11 protein-coding genes and 1 pseudogene are annotated in these 16,480 nt (G+C 71.0%); 8 read left to right on the top strand and 4 right to left on the bottom strand.

Annotation, left to right across the window (positions count from 1 at the left end; genetic code table 11):
• The first annotated feature begins 115 nt into the window (after positions 1-115).
• On the top strand, positions 116-1,048 hold the full coding sequence (locus ACZ7M7_RS05595; RefSeq protein ID WP_472113055.1) for a DMT family transporter: 933 nt from the start codon (positions 116-118) through the stop codon (positions 1,046-1,048).
• A gap of 14 nt (positions 1,049-1,062) precedes the next feature.
• Positions 1,063-1,965, top strand: coding sequence for a LysR family transcriptional regulator (locus ACZ7M7_RS05590; protein ID WP_472113052.1), 903 nt, complete (start codon positions 1,063-1,065; stop codon positions 1,963-1,965).
• A 67-nt stretch (positions 1,966-2,032) separates the two neighbouring features.
• Here the strand turns inward: ACZ7M7_RS05590 and pepN are convergent, their stop codons facing one another.
• Positions 2,033-4,609 (bottom strand): aminopeptidase N, encoded by a 2,577-nt coding sequence (gene pepN / locus ACZ7M7_RS05585; protein ID WP_383614156.1) that lies wholly within the window; start codon positions 4,607-4,609, stop codon positions 2,033-2,035.
• A 112-nt stretch (positions 4,610-4,721) separates the two neighbouring features.
• Between pepN and ACZ7M7_RS05580 the strand changes: the two genes are divergently transcribed.
• Positions 4,722-5,195 carry a DUF1203 domain-containing protein gene (locus tag ACZ7M7_RS05580; RefSeq protein WP_472113048.1) on the top strand — a complete coding sequence of 158 codons (474 nt, stop codon included), beginning with the start codon at positions 4,722-4,724 and terminating at the stop codon, positions 5,193-5,195.
• 74 nt (positions 5,196-5,269) lie between these two features.
• On the opposite strand, the gene ACZ7M7_RS05575 is transcribed toward ACZ7M7_RS05580, so the two are convergent.
• A complete protein-coding gene (locus ACZ7M7_RS05575; RefSeq protein ID WP_383614150.1) occupies positions 5,270-6,286 on the bottom strand; it encodes an aspartate-semialdehyde dehydrogenase in 1,017 nt (338 codons plus the stop codon).
• A gap of 341 nt (positions 6,287-6,627) precedes the next feature.
• Here ACZ7M7_RS05575 and ACZ7M7_RS05570 point away from each other — a divergent pair, with 341 nt between their 5' ends.
• Positions 6,628-7,176: an RNA polymerase sigma factor gene (locus tag ACZ7M7_RS05570; protein ID WP_383624813.1), complete on the top strand. Its 549-nt coding sequence runs from the start codon at positions 6,628-6,630 to the stop codon at positions 7,174-7,176.
• 1 nt (position 7,177) lies between these two features.
• Positions 7,178-7,954: a hypothetical protein gene (locus ACZ7M7_RS05565; protein WP_472113044.1), complete on the top strand. Its 777-nt coding sequence runs from the start codon at positions 7,178-7,180 to the stop codon at positions 7,952-7,954.
• Positions 7,955-8,021: 67 nt separating this feature from the next.
• On the opposite strand, the gene ACZ7M7_RS05560 is transcribed toward ACZ7M7_RS05565, so the two are convergent.
• A complete protein-coding gene (locus ACZ7M7_RS05560; RefSeq protein ID WP_472113042.1) occupies positions 8,022-11,303 on the bottom strand; it encodes a S8 family serine peptidase in 3,282 nt (1,093 codons plus the stop codon).
• Positions 11,304-11,547: 244 nt separating this feature from the next.
• Here ACZ7M7_RS05560 and ACZ7M7_RS05555 point away from each other — a divergent pair.
• From ACZ7M7_RS05555 to ACZ7M7_RS05545, 3 genes and pseudogenes are all read left to right on the top strand, one after another.
• A pseudogene (locus ACZ7M7_RS05555) lies at positions 11,548-11,843 on the top strand (NUDIX domain-containing protein); the annotation flags it as partial.
• A gap of 260 nt (positions 11,844-12,103) precedes the next feature.
• A complete protein-coding gene (locus ACZ7M7_RS05550; protein WP_472113039.1) occupies positions 12,104-13,894 on the top strand; it encodes a TIGR03767 family metallophosphoesterase in 1,791 nt (596 codons plus the stop codon).
• A 136-nt stretch (positions 13,895-14,030) separates the two neighbouring features.
• Positions 14,031-15,236 (top strand): serine hydrolase domain-containing protein, encoded by a 1,206-nt coding sequence (locus ACZ7M7_RS05545; RefSeq protein ID WP_472113035.1) that lies wholly within the window; start codon positions 14,031-14,033, stop codon positions 15,234-15,236.
• An 80-nt stretch (positions 15,237-15,316) separates the two neighbouring features.
• On the opposite strand, the gene ACZ7M7_RS05540 is transcribed toward ACZ7M7_RS05545, so the two are convergent.
• Entirely contained in the window at positions 15,317-16,375 is a 1,059-nt protein-coding gene (locus ACZ7M7_RS05540; protein WP_472113032.1) for a hypothetical protein, read from the bottom strand.
• Positions 16,376-16,480: the final 105 nt, after the last annotated feature.

The raw sequence follows: 16,480 nt of genomic DNA, 5'->3' as shown, positions 1-16,480 counted from the left end.
TCCCGGAACCTTTCAGTTCTCCTGAAAGGAATGCTCGAAAAGTTTCGATGGACGCGACAGATGGTGCGCTGCGACGGTGGACCCGTCACCGTCGCCGCCCATCGAAAGGACCTCTGTGCCCGCCGTCCTGAACCGGACCGCCCGTACGACATCCCCCTCCATCGCCCCGACCCCGAGGACGGCCGCCGCCCTCGGGGTCGCTCTCGCCGCTCTCGCCACGGTCGTCTGGTCCGGCAGCTTCGTCACCTCACGGGCGCTGCACGACAGCGTGCCGCCGGTGCAGCACGCGTTCTGGCGGTGGCTGGTGGCGCTGGTCGCGGTGGCTCCGTTCGGTGCCCGGCAGGCCTGGCGGCAGCGGGAGCTGATCCGCAGGCACCTCGGCTTCGTGCTCCTCGCCTCGCTGCTCGGCGTCACCACCTACAACACTCTGGTCAACCAGGCCGGCGTGACCACTCCCGCCGCCAACATGGGCATGATCATGGCCGCCTCGCCGGTGCTGATGGCGCTGTTCGAACGGGCCGCGGGGGTACGGCTGGGCGCGCGCCGGGTGGTCGGGCTGCTGGTGGCCTGCGCGGGCGTCCTGCTGCTGATCGGCAGTGGTGCGGGCGGGACAGGGTTCGCGGCCGGGGATCTGTGGATGGTGGCGGCGGCCTGCTGCTTCGGGTCGTACAGCGGCCTGTTGCGGCGGCGGCCGGCCGAACTGGGCGGTGCGGCCTTCCTGTTCACGACGTTCCTGGTGGGTACGGTCCTGCTGGTGCCCGCGCAGGGGGTGAGCCTGGCGGTGCAGGGCGGGTTCGAGCCCACCGCCGGGACGGTCCTGCCGATCCTCTACGTGGGGGTCGCCTCCTCCGCCGTCGCCTTCTTCGCCTGGAACCGGGCGATCGCGCTCGTCGGCCCGAGCCGTGCCGGGGTCGTCTACTACCTCCAGCCGGTGTGCGTGGCCCTGCTGTCCTGGGTGGTCCTCGGCGAGGCGACCGGCTGGACGCAGATGGTGTGCATGGGGCTGATCCTCGGCGGAGTCGTCCTGGGGGCGGCGTCGCGGCGGTGACATAGGTTGCCGCCATGGTCGAGTGGGACATCCGCAAGCTGCAGATCCTGCGGACGCTTCGGGAGCGGGGCACAGTGACGGCGACCGCCGAGGCGCTGCGGATGACGCCGTCGGCGGTGTCGCAGCAGCTGACGAATCTCGCCCGGCAGGTCGGGGTGCCGTTGCTGGAGGCGCAGGGGCGGCGGGTGCGGCTGACGGACGCGGCCCGGCTGGTGCTGCGGCACGCCGAGGCCGTGTTCGAGCAATTGGAGCGGGCGGACGCCGAGTTGGCGGCGTATGTGCACGGTGAGGTCGGGGAGGTGCGGGTGGGCGCCTTCTCCACGGCCGTGCCGGCACTGGTCGTACCGGCGGTGCGGGCGTTGCGTCAGACGCATCCCGGAGTGACCGTACGAGTGCGCGAGGCCGAGGCGCAGGAGGCGTACGAGCTGCTGGCCGGCGGGGAGGTGGACCTCGCCCTGTCCCTCGCGGCGCAGGCACCGACGGTGGGCGACCCGCGCTTCACCCGGGTGACGCTGCTCGTGGACCCACTGGACGTCGCCCTGCCCCCGGGCCACCGGCTGGCGCAGGCCGAGCAGGTGCGGCTCGCCGATCTCGCCGCGGAGGAGTGGATCTTCGGCGGCAGCGGGCCGTGGTCGGACATCACGCGCGGGGCGTGCGAGGCCGCCGGGTTCAGCGCCCGGCAGGGGCACTCGGCCGCCGGGTGGACGGCGATCCTGGCGATGGTCGAGGCGGGAATGGGGGTGGCGCTGGTGCCGCGGATGGCCGCGGTGGCCAGGGGCGGGGTCGTGATGCGGGAGGTGGGGGAGCAGCGGCCGGTGCGGCACGTGGTGGCCGCGGTGCGCAGGGGGAGCGAGGCGGGGGCCGCGGTGGGGAGGGTGCTGTCAGCTCTGGAGGCCGCTGCCGCGGGGCTCGGCTGAGGGCGGGACGACCGGGGGCGCCCGGTGGTGTACCGGGCGCCCCCTAAGAACGGTCGTACGACGTCGGTTACAGCTCCGCCGCCGCGTCCGCAGCCTGCGCCTTCAGCGCGCGCTCAACACCCGACCGGGACTCGGAGATCAGGCGTCGCAGGGCCGCGTTCGGCTCGGCCGAGGTCAGCCAGGCGTCCGTCTTGCGAAGGGTGTCCTCGGAGACCTGGATCGTCGGGTAGAGGCCGACGGCGATCTGCTGGGCCATCTCGTGGGAGCGGGCGTCCCAGATGTCCTTGACCACCTCGAAGAACGTGTCCCCGTAGGGAGCCAGCAGCTCGCGCTGGTCGGTCTGGACGAAGCCGACGATGACCGCTTCCTGCAGGGAGTTCGGCAGCTTGTCGGAGTCGATGACCGACGACCAGGCCTCGGCCTTGGCCTCCGCGGTCGGCCGGGCGGCGCGGGCCGTGACGGCGTGGCGCTCGCCTGCGGCCGTCTTGTCCCGCTCGTACTCGCCCGCGATCTCCGCCTCGTCGAAGCGGCCCACGGCCGCCAGACGCTGGACGAACGCCCAGCGCAGCTCCGTGTCGACGGCCAGCCCCTCGATCGTCTGGGAACCGTCCAGCAGGCCCTCCAGCAGGTCGAGCTGCTCCGGCGTACGGGCCGTCGCCGCGAACGCCCGTGCCCACGCCAGCTGGTGGTCGCTGCCCGCCTCGGCGGCGCGCAGATGGGCCAGCGTGGCGTCCGTCCAGCGGGTCAGCAGGGCCTCGCGGGTGCCCGGGGCGGCGTACAGCTCGATCGCCAGCTTCACCTGGCGCTGCAGCGACTGCACGACACCGATGTCGGACTCCTTGCCGATGCCCGACAGGACCAGCGAGAGGTAGTCGCGGGTGGCGAGCTCGGCGTCGCGCGTCATGTCCCAGGAGGACGCCCAGCACAGAGCCCGGGGGAGGGAGGCGTCGAAGTCGCCGAGGTGGTCCGTCACGAACGCGAGGGACTCCTCGTCCAGGCGGACCTTCGCGTACGACAGGTCGTCGTCGTTGAGGAGGACGACATCCGGGCGGCGCGTGCCCGACAGCTGCGGTACGGCGGTGAGTTCGCCGTCCACGTCCAGCTCGAGGCGCTCGTCGCGCACCAGCTTGCCGGTGCCGGCATCCAGGTTGTACAGGCCCACCGCGATGCGGTGCGGGCGCAGGGTCGGCTCGCCCTTGGCGCCGGCCGGCAGCGCCGGGGCCTCCTGGCGGATCGCGAAGGACGTGATCACACCGTCGGCGTCCGTCTCGATCTCGGGCCGCAGGACGTTGATGCCCGCCGTCTGCAGCCACTGCTTCGACCAGGTCTTCAGGTCACGGCCGGAGGTCTCCTCCAGGGCGCCCAGCAGGTCGGACAGACGCGTGTTGCCGAACGCGTGCCGCTTGAAGTACGCCTGCACGCCGCGGAAGAACTCGTCCTGGCCGACATACGCCACGAGCTGCTTGAGGACCGAGGCGCCCTTGGCGTAGGTGATGCCGTCGAAGTTGACGAGCACGTCGTCCAGGTCGCGGATCTCCGCCATGATCGGGTGCGTCGACGGCAGCTGGTCCTGGCGGTACGCCCACGTCTTCATCTGGTTCGCGAACGTCGTCCACGCCTGCGGCCAGCGCGACTCGGTGTGGTGCGCCTGGCAGGCGATGGAGGTGTAGGTGGCGAACGACTCGTTCAGCCACAGGTCGTTCCACCACTCCATGGTGACCAGGTCGCCGAACCACATGTGGGCCAGCTCGTGCAGGATGGTCTCCGCACGCCCCTCGTACGCCGCGCCCGTCACCTTGGACCGGAAGACGTACTGGTCGCGGATGGTCACCGCGCCCGCGTTCTCCATCGCGCCCGCGTTGAACTCCGGCACGAAGAGCTGGTCGTACTTCTCGAACGGGTACGCGTAGTCGAACTTCTCCTGGAACCAGTCGAAGCCCTGCCGGGTCACCTCGAAGATCGCGTCCGAATCGAGGTACTCGGCGAGCGAGGGCCGGCAGTAGATGCCGAGCGGGACGGACTGGCCGTCCTTCTCGTAGACGCTGTGCACGGAGTGGTACGGGCCGACGATGAGCGCCGTGATGTAGGTCGAGATACGCGGCGTCGGCTCGAAGGACCAGACGCTGTCCTGGGGCTCCGGAGTGGGCGAGTTGGAGATCACCGTCCAGCCCTCGGGGGCCTTCACGGTGAACTGGAAGGTGGCCTTCAGGTCGGGCTGCTCGAAGGACGCGAAGACGCGGCGGGCGTCCGGGACCTCGAACTGGGTGTACAGGTACGCCTGCTGGTCGACCGGGTCGACGAACCGGTGCAGGCCCTCGCCGGTGTTGGTGTACGCGCAGTCGGCGACGACCCGCAGGACGTTGCGGCCCGCCAGCAGGCCGGGCAGCGCGATGCGGGAGTCCTCGAAGACCTCGCTCGCGTCGAGCGCGTCGCCGTTGAGGGTCACCTCGTGGACGGCCGGGGCCACGAGGTCGATGAAGGAGTCGGCGCCGTTCTCCGCGACATCGAAGCGCACCGTGGTCACGGACCTGTAGGTACCGCCCTCCTGCGCGCCGGAGAGGTCGAGATCGATCTCGTACGAGTCAACGGTCAGCAGCTTCGCCCGCTGCTGCGCCTCTTCGCGAGTCAGGTTTGTGCCAGGCACGCGGTCATCTCCTCGATATGTGTGGGTTCGGTCATCCTTCCATGGGACCTGCACGGAGCGCGATGTCCGTTTACCGCCGGTGGGCGGGACGTACGCGCGTGACGCTGGAGGCATGACGACCCATCTGGCACACCCCATCGATCCGACGGCCCTGAAGGAGCTTCGCTCTGCTGACGACGCGGGACGCCGGACGGTTCCCGTGACCGATGAGGAGGGCGGGGCGCCCCTGCGCTGCTGCCTGCGCCGCAGCGCCCCCGGCGAGCGCATCGCCCTCGTCTCGTACGCCCCGCAGCGGCGCCGGGCGGCCGAGACCGGGGTCGATCCCGGGGCCTACGACGAGCAGGGGCCGGTGTTCATCCACGCCGAGGAGTGCGGGGGCCCGGACGGGGACGCGCTGCCCTTCGCAGGCGCCCACCGGACCGTCCGCCGCTACTCGGGGGACGGGCGGATCCTCGGGGGGCGGCTGGTGGAGCCGGGAGACTTCGAGAGGGCGTTCGCGGAGGCGTTCGCCGACCCGGGTGTGGCGTTCGTCCATGTGCGGGCCGTGGAGTACGGGTGCTTCCTCTACGAGGTGCGCAGGGGATAGATACCGGAATCAGCACAACGAGAGGGGCGCCCACCGTCCACCGGCGGGCGCCCCTCTCGACGTGGGTCCGGGCGTCAGCCCTTCAGCTCCGCCGCCACCAGCTCCGCGATCTGCACCGCGTTCAGCGCGGCGCCCTTGCGGAGGTTGTCGTTGGAGAGGAAGAGGGCGAGGCCGTGCTCGACCGTCTCGTCGGCACGGATGCGGCCGACGTACGACGGGTCCTGGCCGGCCGCCTGCAGCGGGTTCGGGACGTCGGAGAGGGCCACGCCGGGGGCGCCGGCCAGCAGCTCCTTGGCGCGCTCCACGCTGATCGGGCGGGCGAAGCGTGCGTTGACCTGGAGGGAGTGGCCGGAGAAGACCGGGACGCGCACGCAGGTGCCGGAGACCTTCAGCTCCGGGACCTCGAGGATCTTGCGGGACTCGTGACGGAGCTTCTGCTCCTCGTCGGTCTCGTGCAGACCGTCGTCGACGATCGAGCCGGCCATCGGCAGGACGTTGTACGCGATCGGCGCGACGTACTTGTGCGGCTCGGGGAACTCCGCCGCGGAGCCGTCGTGGGTCAGCTTGGGCGCGTCGTCCCCGACCTTCTTGACCTGCTCGAACAGCTCGTCGACGCCGGCGAGACCCGAGCCCGACACCGCCTGGTACGTGGCGACGACCAGCGCCTCCAGGCCGGCCTCGGCGTGCAGCGGCTTCAGCACCGGCATCGCGGCCATCGTCGTGCAGTTCGGGTTGGCGATGATGCCCTTGGGGCGGTCGGTGATCGCGTGCGGGTTCACCTCGGAGACGACCAGCGGGACCTCGGGGTCGCGGCGCCAGGCCGAGGAGTTGTCGATCACGACGGCGCCCTGCGAGGCGACCTTCGGGGCGAGGGCCTTCGAGGTCGAGCCGCCCGCCGAGAACAGGACGATGTCCAGGCCGGTGTAGTCGGCCGTCGACGCGTCCTCCACGGTCACGCCGTCGAGCTGCGAGCCGGCCGAGCGGGCCGAGGCGAACAGGCGCAGCTCGGTGACCGGGAAGTCGCGCTCCTTGAGGATCCTGCGCATGACCGTGCCGACCTGACCGGTGGCTCCGACGATTCCGACCCTCACGGCGACTCCTTCTACGTGGCTTGTCTGTGACTGCTGCATGGCCGAGGCGTTTCCATCATGCGGTCAGCCTCGGTCCGCCTGTCCAATTGTTTGGCATGGATGACCGGCCAATGGGACGCGACGGGCACCGGGTGCGGCACCGCTTCTACGGCTCACACCCATGCTGAGCTGGAGAAATTCGCCCTACGGCCGCCCGGCGCCGCAAGCTCGCCTGCCCACCGGCGACCGGGCTACGCGGCGGTGTGACGTACAACTCCGTCCGGCGCCGAAAAATTGCCGGGCATCCGGCCGAACGTTTTGCCGCACCACGGCGTCACAGTCACCACACGGGGAGGGGAGGGGTGGCTGTGCTGCGCAGAAGGGCCCGCCGCGACCAGGGGGGCGGTGCCGTCCGGGACGTACCGGACGATCCGCTGGACGCGGCCCAGGAGCGCCGGGTGCGGGCAGTGCTCGCCCTGGGCGGAGTGCCGCAGACGGACCTGCCGGACGGGGTGCAGCAGGTCCGTCTGCGGCTGCTGGAGCGGGCCGCCAGTGGCCGCGAGGCGCCGCGGGACGTGTCGGCGTGGGCGGCGGTCGTCGCCTCCAACCTCGCCATGGACTGGCACCGGGCCAAGAAGCGCCAGGAGCGGCTCGGGGAGCGGCTCGCCTCCCTGCGCCAGCTCGAACACCCCTCCGGCGAGGACACCAGCCTGCTCTCCCTCGCCGTCGCCCGGGGCCTGGACGAACTGCCCGACAACCAGCGCCAGGTCCTGGTCCTGCGGTTCTACGGCGACCTTCCGGTCCGCGACATCGCCGAGGAGCTCGGCATCCCGGAGGGCACGGTCAAGAGCAGGCTGCACACGGCGGTACGGGCTCTGCGCGCCCGCCTGCACGAGGACGAGGTGGTGTGACGTGACCGCCGAGAACGAAGACCGTACCGGCCGCGACGGCTACGACGACGGGCGCGGCGGCGTCGACGCGCTGATGGCCGCGATCACCGGCGAGCCGCTCACCGACGAGGCCCGCGCGGACGCCGCCTTCATGGCGGAGCACCGGACCGCGGCGGCCGATGTGGCGCTGCTGCGCGAGCAGCTGGGGATCATCGGGCACGCGCTCAGCGAGCCGATGCCCGCGTCACCGGCGCCCGAGCCGGCCCCGGAACCCGCCCCCGTACGACAGCCCTCCCGCACCCGGCGCCGCATGTTCACCGTCGCCCTCGGCAGCCTCGCCGTGGCGGCCGCCGCGTCCGTGCTGGTCGGCATGGGCTGGCTGCTGACACAGGCCGGCGGCGGCGACAGCATGTCTTCGGGGGCGGACTCCGGCAGCGCCGCGAAGGAAGACGCCTCCGCTGCCGCCGACCTCGCCTTCGGCAGCCCCCGCTACCTCGCCTGTTCCCGCCTGGTGGCCGAGGGGAGGGCCACCTCCGTCGAACAGCTCGCCGGTACCGGCTCGATCCGCGTCACCCTGCACATGACCCGCTACTACAAGCCGGACAAGGGCGAGCAGGAGCTGGCCTTCGTGGTCGACGAGAACCTCGTCCCGGGCCTGCGCGAGGGCGACCAGGTGCTCATCGGCATCCCGCAGGGCGCCCGCCAACCCGACTTCTGGGCCGTGGGCGAGAAGAACATCGCCCCCGAACGGGCCTGGATCACCGGCTCGCTGGCCGAGTCGCGGGGGCTCACCTGCTGACGGCGAAGGGCGGGCGCCCGTAACCGGACGCCCGCCCTCACCGCCGTACGGCAGCCGTACTACGCCACTACGGCGTGACCTTCTCGATCTTCACGTTGCCCAGGCCCGCGACCGTGCCACGGGCGTTGAGCAGCTGCACCTGGCCGAAGAACTCACGGCCCTCCGGCGCGGGCGCCAGCGCCGTGACGCTGCCGGCGACCGTGGCCGTGGCACCCGTACCGAGCTTCACCGGCGAGTCGTCCACCGTGACGGTGCCGAGCGCGGGGGAGAAGAACACGTCCAGGTAGTCGTACGCCGTCGAGCCCGCCGGCACCGAGTAGCCGATGACCTCGATGCTGTACTTCCCGGCGGCCGGCTTCGCGATCGAGACCGCCTCCTCCGAGTCGCCGTCGGCGGAGCTGCCGACCTCGGTGCCGGCCGCGTCGTAGACGGCCAGGTCGAGGTCGGCGGCGGCGTCGGAGACGTTGCCGATGGAGACGTCGAGCGAGGTCGCGCCCTCGGGCACCTCGACCGTGGTGGTCTGCGTGGCACCCTCGGCGATGGTCGGACGGGCCGCCTTCGACGAGCCGAGCGGGCCGCCGGCCAGCTTGCCGTCGATCGCGGCGTAGTTGTTGGTCACCTTCCAGGAGGCGGCGGCCGGGGTGCCGACCTTGGCCTCGGGCACGGTCACGGTCTCCGGGTCGAAGGCCGCGCCGAGGACGGTGACGTCCAGCTTGAACGGGTTGTCGAGCAGCGGCGACGTACGGCGCGACTCGACCTCGATCTCCCAGACGCCGGGCTGCGGGTCGGCGTAGGAACGCACGTCCGGCTTGCAGCCGTTGCCGTCGAGGTAGTTGTTGTAGCAGTACGGGGTGCCGGTGGTGTCCGACGGGACGCCGTACGGGTGGATGGCGATGAACCGGGTCTGGCTCTTGTCCTTGAGCCCGCCGATCGCGACCTCCAGCGACTTCGCGCCCTCGGGGACGGTCACGAAGTACGACTTGTTGCTGTTGCGCTGGGTCGTACCGGACGCGGAGTACGTGTACTTCAGCGGCGCCGAGACCACGACCGTGTTGAGGACCAGCTTGTCGATGCCCTCGGTGCGCGGGTCGTCGACCTCCAGGATCGCACTCTTGATGCCCGCCGAGGAGGGCTTCGCGGAGACCTTGACGGTGACCGGCTTGTTCAGGCCGAGGCTGATCTCGTCGGAGCCGACGATCTTGAAGGTGCCTCCGGCGTTGTTCTCGAAGTGCAGCTCGTGCCGGATCGCCTTGTCCGCGCCGGACGTACGGGTGATCGTGACGTCGTACGTCTTCTTCTGCCCGGCCTTGAGGCCGCCCTCACGGTCGTAGACGCCCGTGCCGAAGCCCGGGGTCTTCAGGAACTGGTCGATCGCGGTGTCGACCGGCGCCTTCACCGTGTACTCGTGGGCGGTCGCGCCGTCACGGATGGAGTCCCAGGCGTCCGGGACGTTGATGAGGCCGGCCCCCTCCTCGTACGCCTGAACACTCTTGATGTGGTCGGCGGTCGAGGTGAGCGCGGTGCGAAGCTTCGCGGGCGTCAGATCGATGCCCTTCTGCTTGGCGGCGCTCAGCAGCAGCGCGGACGCGCCCGCGGCCTGCGGGGACGCCATCGAGGTGCCCTGGAGCATGCCGTAGCCGGCCGGGAGGGTGTAGCCCGCCTCGGCGACCGGGGCGCCCGGCAGCCACGTCTGGATGGTGTTGATCGCGGCACCCGGCGCCGACAGCGTCGGGGTGAAGCCGCCGTCCTCACGCGGACCGCGCGAGGAGAACGGCATCATCGCGTACTCCTTCTCCACGACCGAGCCGTAGTTGGCGGCCCAGGTCTCCCTGGAGACGGTCGCGCCGACCGAGATGACCTTGGCGGCCAGGGCCGGGTCACCGATGGTGTTCGCGCCGGGGCCGGAGTTGCCGGCCGAGATCACGAGCTGGACGCCGTAGGTGTCGATCAGGCGCGTGTACAGCTCGGCGCGGGCGTTGTTGCCGTCGTTCAGCGCCGGCAGACCGCCGATGGACATGTTGACGATGTCGACGCCACGGTTGACGACGAGGTCGATCATGCCCTCGGTGAGCGCGACGTTGGTGCAGCCGCCGGTCCAGGTGCAGGCACGGGACGCGACGAGCTTGGCGCCGGGCGCCTGGCCGTTCATCTTCCCGCCGAACAGGCCGTTCGCGGCGGTGATGCCGGCGACGTGGGTGCCGTGCTCGGACTCGATGACGCCGATGTTGACGAAGTCGCGCTTCTGGCCGACCCAGTCGCCGCCCAGCGGGTCCATCGGCACGTCCTTGCGGATCTGCACGACGAACGGCTGCCGCTCGGCGACATCGGTGGCCGGGTTGTCGGTGCCGAAGTACCCGATCTGGAAGCCGTCCTTGTACGGCTTCATCGGGGTGTCGTCACCGAAGTCGTTGTTGTTGTTCAGGTCGACCCGGACCGTGCCGTTCGCGGCGTCGTAGAGCACGCCCCACGAGTCGGTCTTGTCGCCGTCACGGTTGGCGTCGCCCGCCGCGTCGCCGCCGGTGGTGTACGACTCCAGGAAGGTGCTGACCTGGTAGGAACCGGCAGGCGCGGTCCAGGTCTTGCCGCCGTAGCTGAACGTGGGCCCGGAGACGGAGGTCACCATCGGGCGCCAGGTGCGGTCGTTGTCGACCAGCGGGTCGGTGGCGGTGACCCAGTCGACGATCTTGCGCTCGCCGGTGGTGGTCTTCTGCAGCGCCGGGTGGGCGAGGTCCACACCGCTGTCGAGGATGCCGATCGTGATGCCGCGGCCGTCCGCCTTCGGGTTCTTCTTCACGAAGTCGACGGAGCCCGTCTCGAAGGACGGGTTGTACGGGTTCTCGGCCGGGGTGCTCTTGGAGGGAGCGGCGTACGAGGTACTGCCGGCCGTCGACTTCTTCGTGTCGACGGCGGGGTCGTCCAGGGGTATCTCCTCGCGCAGGTCGATGCCGTGCACCGAGGAGAGCTTCGTCGCGGCGGCGATGGCCGAGTCGGCCTTGCCGGTGGGGACGGTGGCCCGGACGTACCCGAGCTTGTCGTAGGTGCGGCCCACAGAGCCGACCGCGTCCAGCTGCTCGGCGACCTTCTCGGTCTGACCGGGCGCGGTCGCGATCATCATCGTGACGTTCTTGTCGCCGTCGGACTTCGCCTCGGCGAGCAGGTCGGCGTCGTCCGAACCGAGCTTGTCGTGCGCGGACTTGACACTCGGGTCCGCGGCGGGCGCGGGGTCCGCGGCGACGGCCATGGGTATCGGCCCTGCTGCGGACAGCGCGGCGACGAGACCTGCGGCCACGGCTATGCGGGCCGCACGTCTCGCGCCCGGCTTCGGTTCGCGCTGGGGGGTGAGGGTCATCGGCATCCCTTGCAGATAAGGAGCATGGGTCGTCCGGTATGTGAACCCGGACGACCGCACAGCCTTACGCAAGGGAAGGATGTTTGGGAAGAGTTGACCCAATCGAAATGGAGGTATGGGGGAAACCCGCTGTTCATTCGAGGCGAGAGGGGCTTAAGGGGGCAAGTCGCCTGCAAGGTGCAAGTCGCCCACAAGCCGAATAATCGCCTGCCGATCCGGGCCCCCGGCCCTCTAATGTCCCTACGTGCCGGAGAAGTTGAGGGTGGCGGCCTACGCCATTTGCGTGCGTGACGGACAACTCCTCCTCGCCCGGTCCCCGGCGGCGGCTTCGAATGGGTGCTGCCCGGCGGTGGCATGGAACACGGCGAGGATCCCTACGACACGGTCGTGCGGGAGGTGGAGGAGGAGACCGGCTACCTCGTCGAGCCGACCGGCCTGCTCGGCCTCGACTCCTCCCACCGCGTCTTCCCGGCCCGCTTCGGCCGCAGCGTCGACCACCACGGCGTCCGCCTCGTCCACGAGGCCCGCGTCACCGGCGGCGGGACGCATCCGGGCCGCGGGCAAATAGCTTCACTACCCCGAAAGATGAACACGGAGTGACCGCGTCCCGGCCGTTCGAGGAGCGGCCGTGAACGCGGAGGGTGCCCCAAGATCCACGTACGGTGATCGGCGCTGCGCGTTGCCGCCCTGTTCATGCGCAGGTCATTCCCGGTGCCAACGATCCACAGTGAGCGGGATGTTCGCTTCGGCGAGTGCCCCGCGACCACTGCCGACGCGTTCGCACTCGGGGAGATCGCGCCATGTCGCGCATACGCTCTGTCGCCAGCTCCGCGCTGGGGGTCCACCGCCGTACTCTGCTCGCCGCCACCGGTGCGGTGACCCTCTCCGCGGGGGTCGGTTACACCCTGCGGCCCACCGACAGCCAGGCCGCCACCACCGCCGGCCCCGCGAGCGCGCAGGGCGCCGGTGCGGGCAACGCCGCGGCCGAGGCCCCGGTCGGCGCCTCCCGCAAGCTGCCGGTCGCGCTCGCGCCGTACACGCGAGGCACCACCCTTGCGAACGTCGCCACCCCGCGCGGCACCTCCGGGTACCGCCGGCTCGGTGACGGCCCCGGCTGGCGCCGCGTCGTCCGTGACGACCTGGCCGCGCCCAAGGCGGACCGCGCGAAGCGGCGTACGGCGCTCGCCGCCTTCGTGCAGCTCACCGACCTGCACCTGATCGACGCCCAGCACCCGCTGCGGCTGGAGTACCTGCGCTCGACGGACGTGCACGCCTGGCGGCCGCAGGAGGCACTGACCGTGCCCGGCGCGGTGGCGCTGGTCGAGCGGCTCAACGCCCTGCGGGGCGCCCCCGTCACCGGCGCCCCGCTCCACTTCGCGATGACCACCGGCGACAACACGGACAACAACTGCAGGTCCGAGCTGGAGTGGTTCCTCACGGTGATGAGCGGCGGCCGCGTCACCCCGAACACCGGTGACCCGCGGCAGTACGAGGGCGTCCAGAACAGCGGCCTCAAGCTGTACTGGCAGGCCGACGACAGCGTCCGCGACGCCGACAAGCAGGTCGGCTTCCCGCACATCGAGGGCTTCCTCGCCGCCGCGATCCGCGAGACGCGCAGCCCCGGCCTGAACATCCCCTGGTACTCGACGGTCGGCAACCACGACGCGATGCCGCTCGGCACGTACGCCTCGCACAGCGACTCCTACCTGACCGACCTGGCCGTCGGCGGCAAGAAGCTGATGAACGTCTCCGCCGCGGACGCCAAGAAGCTCCAGGACTCCCTCAAGCAGGACAAGGACCCGCGGGGCACCGTCTTCAAGGACTTCCTCAAGGCGCACGCCCGCTCGATGCGCTCGGTCACGCCGGACGAGAAGCGGGCGCCGTTCACGCCGAAGGACTATGTGCGGGCCCACCTGGACCCGGCCTTCCGCGGCCTCGGCCCCGTCGGCCACGGCTACTCCACGGCCAACCTGGACGCGGGCACCCAGTACTACAGCTTCCGCATCGCCGACGACGTCATCGGCATCAGCCTCGACACCACCGACCCGGGCGGCCACTACGAAGGGTCCATCGGGGCGGCCCAGTCCAACTGGCTGGACCGGACGCTGCGGGAGAACAAGGACTCGTACGCGATCATCTTCAGCCACCACACCAGCAAGACGATGGGCAACCTCCGCCGCGACCCGGCCCGCCCGAACGAGCGGCGCGTGGGCGGCGCCGAGCTGGTCCAGGTGCTGGGCGGTCACCGCAATGTCCTGGCCTGGGTGAACGGCCACATCCACAAGAACGTCATCACCCCGCACCCGGCCTCCGGCGGCCGCTCCTTCTGGGAGATCTCCACCGCCTCGCACGTCGACTTCCCCCAACTCGCCCGGATCATAGAGGTGGTGGACAACAAGGACGGCACGATCTCGCTGTTCACCACCCTGATCGAGTCCTCGGCCCCGCACGCCACCGACTTCACGGAACTCTCCCAGACGGGCCTGGCCGCCCTCTATCGCGAGCTGTCCCTCAACGCCCCCGGCGCGCGCTCGACGCTGGCGGGTGAGCGCGGGGACCGCAACACGGAACTGGTCCTGAAGAAGGCCTGAACCGGTTCCGAGGAAGGCCTGAGCCGCACAACGGCCGAAAGGCGCTCAACTGCCGCCCCGTCCTCAACCTTCGCCGCACCCGCCCGGTCTCTCCCCCCGACCACGCTCGCAGTGAGCGGACAGATGGGGGAGAGACATGAGCGTACGTACGACCCGCATGGCCCTCGTGGCGGCGACGGCGGTGACGCTGTCCGTGGCCCTGGCGGTCCCCGCGGTGGCGGCCGCGCCCGCCGGAGAGGGGCACGGCCCGACCCGCAAGGCCGTGCAGGCCGCCGTCGACGCCGGTGTGCCCGGCGTGACGGTGACCGCGAAGGACGGCCGCGGCACCTGGTCGGCCACGGCGGGCGTCGGCAACCTCAAGACGGGCAAGCCGCGTTCGGCGGACGACCGCTACCGGGTCGGCAGCATCACCAAGACCTTCGTCGCCACGGTGCTGCTCCAGCTGGAGGCGGAGGGCACGCTGTCGCTGGACGACACCGTGGAGGAGTGGCTGCCGGGCGTCGTGCGGGGCAACGGCCATGACGGCAGCCGGGTCACCCTGCGCCAGCTCCTCAACCACACCAGCGGCATCTACAACTACACGGCGGACGAGGACTTCGGCCGTGCGTACTTCCTCAAGGACGGCTTCTTCGAGCACCGCTACGACACCAAGAAGCCCGCGGAACTGGTCGCGCTCGCCATGACCCACAAGCCGGACTTCGAGCCGGGGACGTCCTGGAACTACTCCAACACCAACTTCGTACTCGCCGGCATGGTGATCGAGAAGGCCACGGGCCGCCCCTACGGCGCGGAGGTCCGCGACCGCATCATCAAGCCCCTGCACCTGACCGCCACGTCCGTCCCCGGCACCCGGGTGAGCGTCCCGGGGCCCAGTAGCCGCGCCTACTCCAAGCTGGCGGAGACGGCGACGGGCCCGACGTACGACGTCACGAAGATCAACCCGTCGCTCGCCCACGCGGCCGGCGAGATGATCTCCAACTCGGCCGACCTCAACCGCTTCTACTCGGCCCTCCTGCGCGGCAAGCTCCTGCCGCGCGAGCAGCTGGCCGAGATGACCACGACGATCCCCGTCGACGAGGCCAACGGCTACGGCCTCGGCCTGATGAAGACCAAGCTGACCTGCGGCGTCACGGTCTGGGGCCACGGCGGCGGCATCCATGGCTCGATATCCGAGGGGGTCACGACCCGCGACGGCCGCCACGCCCTCGCCTTCAACTTCAACGGCGACTGGTCGGGGGACACAGCGGCGGTGGTCGAGGCCGAGTTCTGCGGAAAGGGCAAGGAGGAGGGAGAGGGCACGGCGGCCGGGCGTACCGGGACGCGCGGCCCCGACCTCAGCTGACGACATGAGGAGGGGCCGCCGGGCTCCCCGGCCCCGCGGCCCCTCCTCTCCCCTCCTGGTGCTGCCTTCCCGGTCCGTCACTACCGGGGCAGCACCACGACATACGCGGCCGGCTCACGGTCGACCGCGGCCATCAGTGCCGTACGGATCACCGCCGCCTGCTGTTCCATCGACTCCCGCAGCTTCTTCGGGGTGATGTGGACGACCGTGATGCCGAGGCGCTCCAGATGCTCGCGCTTGCGGGCGTACTCGGACCAGAGGGCGTCGTCGTCCTGCCGGTCGCCCTGGCGCGGGGCCCGGGTGTCGAGTTCGACCGCCACCGAGTGCTCCGGCCAGTACGCGTCGAGGCCGCCGAGGTGGGGGCCGCCCGGCAGGCGCAGGTCGACGTTCCAGACGGGGTCGGGGAGGGCGTGGTCGCGGACCATCTCGTACAGGCGGTCCTCCGCGATCGCGCGGCCCTCGGCGAGCAGGGAGTCCACCGCGTCCACGACGTGCGGGCGTGACAGCAGCTTCGCCTGGTTCAGCTCCCGGACCACCGAGGCCGGTTCGCAGTGGCCGCCCCGGACGGCTTCGGTCAGCAGCCGGCGTACGGCGCCCGCGTCCGTCAGTTCGGCCACCGCGTCGGCCAGGGCGCGCGGCACCGGGGCGACCGGGAGGCCCGTCACCTGCTGGGGCGTGGGGAGCGCGGGGGTGCGCAGGATGCGGGCGCAGCCGGTGGAGCGCAGTCGGCGCATCCGCGGGACCAGGACGTCGATCGTGTCCAGCGCGGTGAGCGGCGGCGTGGCGGAGAAGCCGTGCAGGGTCAGCGCCGCGAGGCCCGTGATCACCGCCTCGGGGTGGCCGGGGGCGGTGTGCTCCTCGCCCGCGTTCGGCTGGGACGGCACACCCGGGGTCCGCTCCCGTGCCGCGTACATCAGCACCGCGTGCAGGCGCTCCTCGCTGGTCGGCCGGCCGGGGTGGAGCAGGAAGACGCCGGGGAGGATCTGCCGCCAGGGGCCGCCCGGGCGGCACTGCTCGTTCATCTCGGCGTTCGCGACGCCGTGCGACTTCAGCTGTGCGGCCGTCATGACACGGCGGTGTACGTCGGAGAGGTGACGAAGGGGGCGGGGGGAGAGCGGGGGGACCGGGGTGTTGTTCATGACCCGGAGGTTCCCGCGTCGGATCAGCGCTTTAACCGCTGTTACACGCCCGTCGACAAATACGGACAACATGGCACTAAAGGACGCGTGTTCGGATGCCGAGTA

It is taken from the genome of Streptomyces sp. NPDC111606 (assembly GCF_055656945.1).
This window is presented reverse-complemented; position numbering and strand designations above follow the sequence as displayed.

Bases quoted from the DNA above. Each gene is read 5' to 3' on its own strand.
- ACZ7M7_RS05590 (WP_472113052.1), top strand. From the start codon at position 1,063: ATGGTCGAGTGGGACATCCGCAAGCTGCAGATCCTGCGGACGCTTCGG.
- ACZ7M7_RS05540 (WP_472113032.1), bottom strand. From the start codon at position 16,375: ATGAACAACACCCCGGTCCCCCCGCTCTCCCCCCGCCCCCTTCGTCAC.
- ACZ7M7_RS05545 (WP_472113035.1), top strand. From the start codon at position 14,031: ATGAGCGTACGTACGACCCGCATGGCCCTCGTGGCGGCGACGGCGGTG.
- ACZ7M7_RS05580 (WP_472113048.1), top strand. From the start codon at position 4,722: ATGACGACCCATCTGGCACACCCCATCGATCCGACGGCCCTGAAGGAG.
- ACZ7M7_RS05560 (WP_472113042.1), bottom strand. From the start codon at position 11,303: ATGACCCTCACCCCCCAGCGCGAACCGAAGCCGGGCGCGAGACGTGCG.
- ACZ7M7_RS05550 (WP_472113039.1), top strand. From the start codon at position 12,104: ATGTCGCGCATACGCTCTGTCGCCAGCTCCGCGCTGGGGGTCCACCGC.